Source organism: Algibacter sp. TI.3.09, assembly GCF_038154905.1.
Classification (GTDB): Bacteria; Bacteroidota; Bacteroidia; order Flavobacteriales; family Flavobacteriaceae; genus Algibacter.
The window spans coordinates 102,432-115,189 of record NZ_JBAKAN010000005.1 but is presented as its reverse complement, the minus strand read 5'-3'; the positions used below and the strand labels follow the sequence as shown (position 1 = coordinate 115,189).

11 protein-coding genes are annotated in these 12,758 nt (G+C 34.2%); 7 read left to right on the top strand and 4 right to left on the bottom strand.

The features are described 5' to 3' along the window. Window positions 1-10 precede the first annotated feature (10 nt). The 3 genes from def (at window position 11) to V6246_RS15225 (ending at window position 2,846) form a co-directional block, all read left to right on the top strand. On the top strand, window positions 11-646 hold the full coding sequence (gene def, locus V6246_RS15235) for a peptide deformylase (RefSeq protein ID WP_341561322.1): 636 nt from the start codon (window positions 11-13) through the stop codon (window positions 644-646). Between the two features lies 1 nt (window position 647). Then, window positions 648-1,427: a glutamate racemase gene (gene murI, locus V6246_RS15230; RefSeq protein ID WP_341561320.1), complete on the top strand. Its 780-nt coding sequence runs from the start codon at window positions 648-650 to the stop codon at window positions 1,425-1,427. Window positions 1,428-1,553: 126 nt separating this feature from the next. Further along, window positions 1,554-2,846, top strand: coding sequence for an integrin alpha (locus V6246_RS15225; RefSeq protein ID WP_341561318.1), 1,293 nt, complete (start codon window positions 1,554-1,556; stop codon window positions 2,844-2,846). A gap of 15 nt (window positions 2,847-2,861) precedes the next feature. On the opposite strand, the gene V6246_RS15220 is transcribed toward V6246_RS15225, so the two are convergent. The 3 genes from V6246_RS15220 to V6246_RS15210 all read right to left on the bottom strand — a co-directional run bounded on the left by V6246_RS15220 (window position 2,862) and on the right by V6246_RS15210 (window position 6,409). Next, window positions 2,862-3,377, bottom strand: coding sequence for a gamma carbonic anhydrase family protein (locus tag V6246_RS15220; RefSeq protein ID WP_341561316.1), 516 nt, complete (start codon window positions 3,375-3,377; stop codon window positions 2,862-2,864). Window positions 3,378-3,427: 50 nt separating this feature from the next. Next, window positions 3,428-4,162 (bottom strand): LytR/AlgR family response regulator transcription factor, encoded by a 735-nt coding sequence (locus V6246_RS15215; RefSeq protein WP_341561314.1) that lies wholly within the window; start codon window positions 4,160-4,162, stop codon window positions 3,428-3,430. A 69-nt stretch (window positions 4,163-4,231) separates the two neighbouring features. After that, window positions 4,232-6,409, bottom strand: coding sequence for a histidine kinase (locus tag V6246_RS15210; protein ID WP_341561312.1), 2,178 nt, complete (start codon window positions 6,407-6,409; stop codon window positions 4,232-4,234). 219 nt (window positions 6,410-6,628) lie between these two features. Between V6246_RS15210 and V6246_RS15205 the strand changes: the two genes are divergently transcribed. Then, the gene (locus V6246_RS15205) at window positions 6,629-7,810 is read left to right on the top strand and encodes a vWA domain-containing protein (RefSeq protein ID WP_341561310.1); all 1,182 of its coding nucleotides are present in this window, start codon (window positions 6,629-6,631) and stop codon (window positions 7,808-7,810) included. Window positions 7,811-8,026: 216 nt separating this feature from the next. Here V6246_RS15205 and V6246_RS15200 read toward each other — a convergent pair whose 3' ends face one another. After that, entirely contained in the window at window positions 8,027-9,031 is a 1,005-nt protein-coding gene (locus V6246_RS15200; RefSeq protein ID WP_042496974.1) for a PorP/SprF family type IX secretion system membrane protein, read from the bottom strand. Between the two features lie 172 nt (window positions 9,032-9,203). Between V6246_RS15200 and V6246_RS15195 the strand changes: the two genes are divergently transcribed. The 3 genes from V6246_RS15195 to V6246_RS15185 all read left to right on the top strand — a co-directional run bounded on the left by V6246_RS15195 (window position 9,204) and on the right by V6246_RS15185 (window position 12,617). Then, window positions 9,204-10,106, top strand: a complete 903-nt coding sequence (locus V6246_RS15195; RefSeq protein WP_042504340.1) for a NifU family protein — start codon at window positions 9,204-9,206, stop codon at window positions 10,104-10,106. A gap of 85 nt (window positions 10,107-10,191) precedes the next feature. Continuing rightward, window positions 10,192-10,392, top strand: coding sequence for a dodecin family protein (locus tag V6246_RS15190; protein WP_042496972.1), 201 nt, complete (start codon window positions 10,192-10,194; stop codon window positions 10,390-10,392). A gap of 119 nt (window positions 10,393-10,511) precedes the next feature. Then, window positions 10,512-12,617 carry a thioredoxin domain-containing protein gene (locus V6246_RS15185; RefSeq protein WP_341561306.1) on the top strand — a complete coding sequence of 702 codons (2,106 nt, stop codon included), beginning with the start codon at window positions 10,512-10,514 and terminating at the stop codon, window positions 12,615-12,617. Window positions 12,618-12,758 lie beyond the last annotated feature (141 nt).

Here is a 12,758-nt window from a genome sequence, read left to right as displayed (position 1 = left end):
GTTTACTCTAATGAAAAATAAAATATACACTCTTTTATTACTAATCATTTTAGCTAGCTGTTCTGGCAGTAAATCTCTTATAAATCAAAGTTTTTCCAAAGAGCAAACGCAGTTAATTTCAAGTGCCAATAGTTTAGCACCCATGCGTGTTTTTAAAATAACTAACAAAAAAGATTCACTTTTACTACGTTCAAAAAGTGCATACGTAAAACCATCGCCAAACAATGTTGTTTTAAAAACCTTTGTTAGCAGGCTCTATGCTACAGTTAGAGACAGTATATCTATGGGTGTTGGTATTGCCGCGCCGCAAGTAGGTATTCTAAAAAACATTATATGGGTACAGCGTTTCGATAAAGAGAACCTCCCGTTCGAGGTCTATTTAAATCCACGAATAACCAAATATTCAACAGAGAAACAATCGGTAAAAGAAGGCTGTTTATCCATTCCAGACCGTAGTGATATGCTTAATAGTCGTTCCTTTTCAATAGAAATTGAATACGATACCATGAATGCCGAACATAAAACTGAAACCATAAGCGATTTTACAGCAGTAATATTTCAACACGAAATAGATCATTTAAGTGGTATTTTATATTTAGATCATCTCGAAAAAGACATACGCGACGCCAAAAAAAACAAGCTTTAAAATGAATAAAAACTCTATAGGTATTTTCGATTCTGGAGTTGGCGGAACTTCCATCTGGAAAGAAATTAACGCGCTTTTACCAAACGAAAACACGCTTTATTTAGCCGATAGCAAACACGCGCCTTACGGTTCTAAAGGTAAAGATGCTATTATAGATTTAAGCATAAAAAACACCGAATATTTACTCAATAAAAACTGTAAAATAATAGTAGTAGCTTGCAATACAGCAACCACAAATGCTATAGATTATCTGCGCGACCAATACAAAATCCCGTTTATAGGCATAGAACCCGCCATTAAACCAGCAGCCCTACAAACCAAAACAAACGCCATCGGTATCTTGGCAACACAAGGCACATTAAGCAGCGCATTATTCTCAAAAACAGCAGGAATATTTTCAAAAAGCGTACATATTATCGAGCAGGTTGGAGAAGGCATTGTAGACCTCATTGAAACGGGAAAATTAGATTCTCCAGAAATGAAATCTCTATTAAAAATCTACCTCAGCCCCATGATAGCTGCCAACATAGACCATCTGGTTTTAGGCTGTACGCACTACCCATATTTAATGCCATTACTACTCGACATCTTGCCAAATCACGTCAAAATAATAGATTCCGGTGAAGCCGTAGCACGCCAAACTAAAGCTATTTTACAACAAAATAACTTATTAAACACATCAACAAGTCTTACTAAAAATCGGTTTTTAACTAACGGTAATCCAGAAATCATGCATACCCTGTTAAACAAAAAATTCAATATTGAAATTTCCGATTTCTAATTAGTAAGTACAATTCAAGATGTAATTTCCAAACTTTCACTCTAATACCGATTAGCAGTTAGTAAATCCGCGGTAGATTAAACCTTTTATAAAAGTAGAGGTCTAAAGATTAATTAAATTCAAACCATGAAAATTCTAGCTGTACTTTTAGTAGCACTAACCTTTATATCTTGTTCTAATAATAAAAACTCAAATGATTCTGAAGAAGTCATCCCTGAAAACATATTACAATATCAACCTGAAGGCTCTGTTACTATCACAGAAGGTTCTGGAGGCTTAGTCGCTGGTTTAGAAAGTGGAGATCGCTTTGGGCGCGACCATGATAAAATTGGTGATGTTGATGGTGATGGGGTTATAGACTTTGTAGTTGGCGCTCGATCTGATGATGATGGAGAAACCGATGCGGGAGCCGTTTACATTTTATTTATGAATAATGATGGAACAGTAAAAGCCAATCAAAAAATATCGATGCTTTCTGGTGGTTTTTCAGAAGTTTTAAATGAAGGCAATTTTTTCGGTTATGGCGTTGCAGGCATTGGAGATTATGATGCCGATGGCATTCCTGATATTGCCGTTGCTGCTCCCGTTGCTCCAAATAATGCTTTATATATTATTCATCTAAAAGCCGATGGTACCGTTAAAGACTTTGTAAAAAACGAAAATATTAATGCCAATGGATTATCTGCAATAGGAGATTTAAATAACGATGGTAGAATCGATTTAGTAGCATGCGCTCCAGGTTCTAACGATGGAGGCAGTAATAGAGGCGCTATAGATATTTTATTTTTAAATGCCAATTCTCAAGTAATTTATACCACCAAAGTAACCATTAGTTCAACACAAGGTGGCTTTGGCGATGGTTTAGAAGATAACGATCAGTTTGGTGGTCGAGAAGTTGCAATGCTCGGAGATCTCAACAATGATGGCAATAAAAAATTAGCTGTAGGCGCTTTTATGTCCGATGGAGGAAAAGGTGCCATCTGGATTCTATCTTTAGATTCTACAACTTACAACGTCGTATCTAAAACAAAAATAACAGAAGGGTTAAATGGCTTTACAGACGAATTAGTTACGGATATTAATCCTAACGGAACTTTTGGAGCCAACTTAGGTCATGCTATGTGTGCGCCTGGCGATATAGATGGCGATGGTATAGCAGATTTAGTTACGGGTGCAAACCAACAATATGAAGGTTGGGGTTATGTGCTGTATTTAAACGCCGATAAAACTGTAAAATCGTTCGATAGAATAAATAATACCGAAGGCGGTTTTAACCTCACATTAGAAGCAGAAGGCCGTTTTTCTCGTTCAATTTCTTATGGAGGTGATTTAAAAGGAGATGGTTCTATGGCTATAAATTTTGGCGGTGGTGCAGGAACAACTGGCACCATGTATACCTTGTTTTTCAGACCACAATAACTTCATTCAAAAAAACTATTCTTTAAACCAACTCGAATATTTAATGTAATTATCGGCTATACGATTTATTTCTCCCGAGATCAATTCTTCGCTAATATCTTTAACTTTTTTAGCAGGTACACCGGCATAAATACTACCCGATTCTACACGCGTATTTTTGGTAACCACAGCTCCAGCTGCAATAATGCTATTACTTTCAATTACGCAATCGTCCATAATAATACTGCCCATTCCAACCAAAACATTATCGTGAATGGTGCACCCATGTACAATGGCATTATGCCCAATAGATACATTATTACCTATAGTTGTTGGCGATTTTTGATACGTAGCATGTATTACTGCTCCATCCTGAACGTTTACTTTATTCCCCATTTTTATGTAATGCACATCGCCACGAATTACGGCACTAAACCAAATACTACATTGTGTTCCAACAGTAACATCGCCAACTATTACAGCATTTTCTGCTATGTAACAATCGCTTGGTAATTGAGGTGTTTTTCCGTTTATAGTTTTTATAATAGACATAATAAATTGAGTTTTTAAGGTTACGCTTTCGCGGAAATAATATCGTAAAATTATTTAAAATAAGATAACAACTGAGCTTTTTTAGATGCTGAAACCATAATTTCTTTTCCGTTGCTAAGTAAAACACTTCCGCCCTTTCCTTTTAAGTATTTTACAACTTCGTTTACATTTACCAAATACGATTTATGCACCCGAGCAAAACTAGAACCCGTTAACGCTTCCTCAAAATACTTAAGTGTTTTACTAACTAGTTTCTTTTTATTATTGTTTAAATAAATTTCAGTGTAGTTATCATCGGCTTTGCAATATAAAATATCTGCAGTGTTCAGAATTTCGAATCCATCGAGTTGCGGAATCGTTATTTTCCCACTAATACTATTGGTTTTAGGCACTAACACTTCATCTTGCAACGCATTTTCCTTAGTTCTTATTTCAGTAACATAATCTACTGCCTTTATAAGTTCATCTATAGAAATTGGTTTCATTAAATAATAACTCGCGTGAGCATTTAAAGCCTCGATAGCATAATGATTATAGGCCGTTACAAATACGGTTTCAAAATTAACATCGCCTACCTTATCTAGTAAATCAAAAGCATTACCATAAGGCATTTCCACATCTAGAAACACCAAATCTAAATCGTTATTTCGAATTAAAACCAAAGCCTCTTCCACGTTTGATGCTTCACCTAAAACAACAACATTCGGACAGTATTTTTTGATATAATTTTTTAGAATTTCTCTACTGGTTTCTTCGTCTTCAACAATTATGGAAGTTAATTTCATATCTATAAATTTTAAGTTGAATATTTTCAGCAGACCTATTTAGTTCCTACCTTCATCTTCAAGCTTATTTTAATCTTTTTTGAGCGTTACAATAACTTTTGTTCCGGTATCGACTTCATCTTGAAAATCACCAATAGACACATCAACTTTATCTTTATACATCTCATTTAGAATAGAAACACGTTTTTTAATATTCCCCATTCCTTTTGAGTTTTGTTTTTGCTGATGCTCGGTTTTTAAAGCCTTAGACTGTGTGCGTCCAATACCATCATCTATAATACTTATCGTAATTTCATTTGGGTTAGATTGATTAATAGCTATTTCTAAATTTCCCTTTGTTTTTTTATAACGCAATCCGTGCCAAACCGCATTTTCTATATAAGGTTGAAGCAACATAGGCGGAATTACAAAATCGTTCACATTGATGTTTTCATCCACTTTAATGGTATAATCAAACTTATCTTTAAATCGAAAATGTTCTAATTTAGTATACAGTTCTAATAGCTTAATTTCTTTTTCTAAAGGAATAAAATCTTGCTCACTATTTTCCAAAACAGCACGCATTAACAGTGAAAAATCGGTTAGATATTTATTTGCCGTACGTTCGTCATTAGAAGCTATAAAACTATTTACAGAATTTAACGCATTAAAAATAAAGTGTGGATTCATTTGGCTTCGTAAACTTTTTAAAGCCAACAAATTATTTGCTAATCGTTGTTGTTTAATATACTTAAACATTAAAAAAGCGGCGAGTAATAACAAAGCTAAACCACCAATTAATGAATAAATAATAAGTTTTTGACGCTTAGTTTGCTCTGTAGAAAGTTGGTATTTACTCTCTGATAATTCTCGATCGCTCTCTAAGCTAGTAATTCTATTTTGCTTAGTCGACAACTCCTTACTAAAGCGCGCAGCTTGCGAAATTTGCTGTTCTTTTTTAGCATAAACCTGATCTACTAAATCTACATAATCTTGGAATGCCTTTAATGATTTCTCGTAATCTTCGGCTGTTTGATAAACCTCAGATAATCTTCGAGTGGCATCTTTTTTTACAATTAAATCCGATTTACTTTCAGCTTCAACAATACTTTTTTCAAGGTAACTTATCGCATTACCTACATCACCTTGTGAGGCGTAAGCATTTCCAATTTTATAGTTTTGTTTTTGTGGCGTTAACGGGCTTTCATTATCGAAAACAGAATCGGCTTCAATTTCACTAATAGTATTTAAGGCCTCTTTTCTAAGCTGAATTTCTTCAGAATAATCGCTGATATCATTTTGAAAATCGGCTACCTTTAATTTTTCTGAAACGGCTCTTTTTTTATTTTCGCTATTGGCAAGGTTTAATGACTTATAAAAAAAACCTTTTGCCTTATCTGCATCTCCTTTTGCACTATAAGCCTGCGCTATTTTGGAGTTTAAATCGGTTTCTTTAGGTTTTATTAAATGGTTTTGAGCCACGGTTAAACCTTGCTTATAATTATCTATAGATGTATTGAAGTCTTTAGTTAACAAATACACATCGCCCAAACCTTCGTAAAGCGATACTAACTGCCAATTGGTAAGTTCTTTTTTATCGAGTGCTTTATAGGTTTGTATACTTTCTTGGTAGTTTTTATTGAGTTTATAAGCATTTGCAAGCTTTAAAGACACCTCGTTACTGTTGGTGCTTTGGAGGCTTATTCTATAATTAGAAACTGCTAAATCGTACTGTTTCCAATAAAAATAAATATCGCCTAAAGACTCGTAAGCAATACCATTTTCTTTGGCAGAATTGGCTTCAACTAAAGCTTCAGAAATAAACTGAATACTTTTTCGAGCATCTTTTTTTAAATAGACATCTGCCGAATCTATTAGCGATTTAAAAGATTCAGGATTACTCCGTAATCGTTTACTATACTTAGATAAAGTACGTTCTTTTTTATTCGTTTCTACCTGAACTTCGATACGCTCGTTACTTTTTATGGTATAATAAACGGTTTCAAAATCTTTGTATCGAATGGTAAGCTCATCACCAATACGCACCTCAATTCTAAAATCGCCCATAATATCGGTGGTTGCATATCCGCCACCGTTAACTTCAATGTTTACATCTGGAATTGGATTTCGAGTATCACTTTCAATCACTGAACCACGCACAGTAAATCTTTCACCCCGAATATTTAATCCACCGTTATTCTGTGCCAACACGAACGTACTGAACAGAACAAAGCTTAAAAGCGCTATATATTTTAAATAAGTATTCATTATAATTTTCACAACGATAAACTTACGCACTTTACTTGGTATAATAAAATGATGGTTTTAGAAATAATAGCCTTTTAACAGCCTAAAAGTAGCGTTTACTAATTAAAAGGTTAATGTCACGCATTGAAATGCCCGTGCTACGCATTACTGTTTTATTATGAGCTGGTTTGAATTTAGTTTTACAGTATTGAAATCTTTCTCATTTAAAAAACAAAAACTATGAAAACACACTTAAAAACATTCGCCTTTTGCGCTGCATTAATTGGTTTCACCTCTTGTAACGCTAATAATAAAAAACAACCTAAACTTTATGCTGAACATACCGTTGAGCACGAAATTGAAAAGGAAAAGAACGACAAGGAACCTAATAAACAATTCATTAAAGTGGCACTTTTATTAGATACCAGTAATAGCATGGACGGTTTAATAGATCAGGCTAAAGCTCAACTTTGGGATATTGTAAACGAGCTATCTTATGCTAAATGCGGAACAAACAAGCCAAATTTACAAATTGCTCTATATGAATATGGCAATGATAATTTAAACGGAGATGAAGGCTACATTAAACAAGTATTAGCTTTTAGTGATGATTTAGATGATATCTCTAAAGAGTTATTTTCGTTAACCACAAATGGCGGTGAAGAATATTGCGGACAGGTTATCCAAACCTCATTAAACCAATTAAATTGGGGTAAAAACCCAGACGACTTAAAGCTTATTTTTATTGCTGGAAACGAAGCTTTTACACAAGGAAAGGTGAATTATCAAGATGCAACCACAAATGCAAACGAAAAAGATGTTACTGTAAACACCATTTTTTGTGGTAATTACAGACAAGGTATTTCTAGTAAATGGCAAGCTGGTGCACAGTTAACAAAAGGCGACTATATGGCTATTGAACAAAACACCAAAACGGTACATATTGCATCGCCTTATGATGATACTATTTTAATTTTGAACAAAAAACTAAATAATACTTACGTGACTTACGGTTCTAAAGGGCAACGCAAAATGGAAATGCAAGCCGAACAAGATAAAAATGCTGCCGGTTACAGTAAAGCAAATGCCGTGAGTAGATCGGTTAGTAAAAGTTCGCATTTGTACAAAAACAAATCTTGGGATTTAGTAGATGCTGAAGAAATGGACGAAGTTGTTATATCGGATTTAAAAGATGATGCTTTACCAGCAGAATTAAAAGGAAAATCTACTGAGGAAATTAAAGGTTATATTGACACAAAACGTAAGGAACGTGAGGATATTCAGAATGAAATACAAGAACTTAATGCGAAACGTAAAGTTTTTATTTCGAAACAAAAAACAGAGGGAAATAATGGTTTAGAAAATGCCATGACTAACGCTATTAAAGCACAAGCCCAAAAGAAAAATTATACTTGGAAGTAAACCGTATTAATGGTTTAGTAAACTACCGATGCGGATAATGCGTGAGGGATTGAACGGCCTGTTTGAGCTCCCCGACCAAAGGAAGGGAGCGAGCAGTAAAAGCCCGGCGCCGACCTTAGGAGGTGACACGCCCAAGCTAAGAAGTTATTAAACAACAAATCCCACTAATGACTTAGTGGGATTTGTTGTTATGTATTGAATTGTAATGTCTTTATTTTAATTAACTGCCGGACAGTTACAATGGTAAGCCTCTTTTCTGCAATTAAAGTTGTAACCTAACGTAAATTGGTGAAAACCACCATTTGTAAACACTAAAGAGTTTGATTGATAGGTGTATGTGTAAGCAAACATAAACTCATTAAAATTAACCCCTAAAATTGGTGTAATTTGCTGTAGTTTTTGACTTTTAACCGAATTGGTAGAGGTTAAATATTCCGCACCATCACTACTTTGACGGTATGAAATCCCTCCCCAAATTTTACCAAAATCCATTTGTTTGTATGCCTTGGCATTAATATCTATACCACCCTCTTTTGTAGCATCGCGATATTGAAACATTATTGATGGCTCGTAACTCCAAGTACTTCCATAGCTACCAAAAACAGCTCCTAAAGAAAATAGGTAACGTCTTAAATTACTTGTAATATTTTGGTCGCTATTTACTCCTGAGTTTTTAATTAAATTCTTAACCGTACCGTGAGCATAATAATCTAAAAACTGGTAAGAAAAACCGAAATCTAAATTGAAGTTGGTTTCACTTTGTACTGTACCATCGATTATTGGGTCTGGACCATCGAAAAGAAAAGAAGTCTCATCTAATTTATATTGAATAATTCCGGCACTTAAACCGAAAGAAAGCATATTTAAATCTACCGGAGAACGCGAAAACATAAGGTGATGCGCATAAGTTGCATAAGCTCCAGTTTGCGAGTGATATCCGTTTTTATCGGTGTACAAAATTCCCCCAACTGCCGATGGTGTATCGCCAATACGGCTATTAACACTCATGGTCATTAATTTTGGAGCATCTTCTTGCCCAAACCATTGTTGGCGAGCTGTAAGGCGTAGCTTTGCACAATTTGCGGCTCCTGCCATAGATGGGTGAATTAAATAATAATTATCGGTTAGATAATCTGTATAAATTGGTAATCCTTCTTGAGAAGTTGCCATGTTGGAAAACAACATTGTTGCAATTACCATAAAACTAAATTTTAATCTCATAACTTGTACACGAGGTATGTTTGCTATTATAAACGCCTTGATTATTAAAAAATTATAGCCTTAAACTTACTAGTAATTACATACTTGGTTCAGTTCTACAATTGGGCAACAAAACTCAAATATATGGATATCTAAAGTTTTCTTTTAGTATTTTTGTAAAAAAATAGCTAAAATGAGTAATTTCAAGGTTTCTATTAAAGAAACATCTAACGATAGCATAGTAAAATTTGAGTTAAATCAATTTATTACACAGCACCAAAGTTTTGAATTTAATAATATTGACGAGGCAAAAGGTTCGCCTTTAGCGCAACAATTATTTTATTTACCCTTTGTAAAAAAGGTTTACATTTCGGGTAATTTTATTGCTGTAGAACGTTACAGTATTGTAGAATGGACCGATGTGCAAGATGAAATGGCTGAACAAATTGAAGCCTATTTAAATGATAACGGTATTGTAATGGAAGAATCGGCAGCTCCTAAAAAAGTTCCAGTTACTGTTTACGCAGAAAGTACACCAAACCCTGCTGTTATAAAGTTTGTTGCTAATAAAAAAATAGTAACAGCTCTTTTTGAATTCACTTCTATTGATGAGGCAAAACTTTCGCCATTGGCTACCGAGTTGTTTCATTTTCCTTTTGTAAAAAGCGTTTTTCTTGATGAAAATTACGTTTCTATTACAAAATATGATATTGCCGAATGGGATGGTATTACTTTAGAGCTTCGTGAATTTATTAGAAGTTATATTGAAGATGGAAAAGAAGTTGTTTTACCGGAAGCAGTAGAAACTCTAAAAAAATCTACAGAACACGTTGATACACATTTTGATACGCTTGATGATACATCTAAAGAAATTATAAATATTCTTGAAGAATATGTAAAACCTGCTGTAGCTAGTGATGGTGGTAATATTCAGTTTATATCTTATGATGAAGAAACAAAAAATGTAAGCGTCCTTTTACAAGGCGCTTGTAGTGGTTGTCCATCGTCTACATACACTTTAAAGAGTGGTATTGAGAACATGCTAAAAGAAATGTTACCAGGCAAAGTCGCTATGGTAGAAGCTATTAATGGCTAAAAAAGTGACGTTTTAATTTATTTAGGGTCTTAATTTTAGTTATCTTTAGAGGTAACTATTATTTTAACTAAATAAATTTTATATCATGGCAGTATTAAAAGTAATTGAAGTATTAGCAAACTCAGAAAAAAGCTGGGAAGATGCAACTAGAAAAGCAGTAAAACACGCATCAAAAAGCGTTAAAAATATTCGTTCGGTATACGTGCAAGACCAAAGTGCAAGTGTAAAAGATGGCGAAGTGGCAGACTTTAGAGTAAACTTAAAAATTACTTTTGAAGTGAACTAATTTCATTTTAAAATAAAACAAAAAGCGTTCTATAAATTTATAGAACGCTTTTTTTTATGTCTAATTTTTCAGAAAAACAAGCCTAACATGGTTTAACAATATTTAACTAACTTTGATAAATGAAACACCTTATACTACTCGCATTCTTTACTTTAATTATAGGTTGCAAAGGTCAAAATGCCTCTCCAATAGAACATGAACACACCAATGCTTTAATCCATGAAACGAGTCCTTATTTATTGCAACACGCCCACAATCCCGTAAACTGGAATCCTTGGAACGATAAAACCTTAGCACATGCCAAAGCCGAAAACAAATTAATTTTGTTAAGTGTAGGTTATGCTGCTTGCCACTGGTGCCATGTTATGGAACACGAAAGCTTTGAAGATAGTTTGGTGGCGCAAGTAATGAATAAAAACTTTGTAAACATAAAAGTAGATCGCGAAGAGCGCCCAGATGTGGATCAGGTTTATATGAGTGCGGTACAACTCATGACAGGAAGTGGCGGCTGGCCCATGAATGTTATTACCCTACCCGATGGCCGACCTGTTTGGGGTGGCACCTATTTTAAAAAAGAACAATGGTTGGATGCTTTAGATCAAATTTCAAAATTATACATTGAAAAACCAGAAAAATTAATAGAATATGCCGATAAGTTAGAACACGGCATAAAATCTATGGATGTTATAGAAGTGAATACCAACGCGCCTGTTTTTGAAGCGGAATTTATTGCTGAGGCCGTTTCTAAATGGTCTAAACAATTTGATTATAAATTTGGAGGCCTAGACCGCGCGCCTAAATTTATGATGCCAAACAACTATCATTTTCTGTTGCGCTATGCTTACCAAACTGACGATAAAAAACTACAAGACTACATAAACCTAACGTTACAAAAAATGGCTTATGGTGGTGTATTTGATCAAATTGGTGGTGGTTTTTCTCGATATTCCGTAGACAACAAATGGCACGTGCCTCACTTTGAAAAAATGCTGTACGATAATGGGGAATTAGTGAGTTTATACGCCGATGCTTATTTAAATTCTAATAATACACTGTATAAAAATGTAGTTGAGGAAACCTTAGCGTATGTAAAACAGAACATGACTGCTGAAAATGGTGCTTTTTATTCTTCATTAGATGCCGATAGTCACAATACCGAAGGCGAACTTGAAGAAGGCGCCTTTTATGTTTGGACACAAGATGAACTCAAAAACTTAATACCAACAGATTTTGAATTGTTCGCCGATTATTATAATATAAATAACTTTGGGCATTGGGAACATAATAACTATGTGTTAATTAGAAAAGGTGATGATGCCACTATTATTAAAAAACATAAAATAACGCTAGAGGTTTTAAATGAAAAGAAAAGCACTTGGAAACAAACCCTATTAGAAGCTAGAAACAAAAGAGACAAACCACGATTAGACGACAAAACACTTACTTCATGGAATGCCATAATGCTAAAGGGTTACACCGATGCTTATCGTGTTTTTGGAAATCCAGAATATCTCGCTTCCGCGGAAAAAAACGGTAACTTCATTTTAAAAACGCAATTAAAAGAGGATGGCGGCTTATTTCATAATTATAAAAATGGACAAAGCAACATTAATGGTTATCTAGAAGATTACGCCACCACTATCGATGCTTTTTTAGCGCTTTATGAAAACACTCTAGATGAAAAATGGCTTAATGCCTCAAAAAACTTAACCAAATACGTTTTCGATTATTTTTATGATGCTCAAAGTAGCATGTTTTATTTCACCTCTAACAGTGATGCTTCTTTAGTAACCAGAAGTATTGAATATCGCGACAATGTTATTCCGGCGAGTAACTCAATCATGGCAAAAAACCTGTTTAAGTTATCTCATTATTTTGACGATGCACATTATCAAACTACAGCACAAAGCATGTTAAATAACGTAAAACCCGAAATACAGGAGTATGCTTCTGGCTACTCCAACTGGCTCGATTTAATGCTCAATTATTCCAATCCGTTTTACGAAGTTGCTATAGTTGGTCCAAAAGCAAAAGAAAAAATAAAGGAACTCAGCAAAAGTTATATTCCTAATAAACTTATTGCAGGTAGCCTTACTGAAAACGAAATGCCTTTACTAAAAAACAGATTTAGCCCTAGTAATACACTTATTTATGTATGTGTTAATCAAGCTTGTAAACTCCCCGTTTCGGAAGTAAGCGATGCTAAAAAATTACTCACTAAATAAAATACAAAACCAACAGTATTTTTAGAAGAAATTAAAGCATTAACAGCTCAGCAAGAACTGCATAATGAATTTATTGAGACCTCTATTCTGCTTGCCATTTTTATAGAAGTCAACCTTTTATAATTTTCTTTTTAATATATG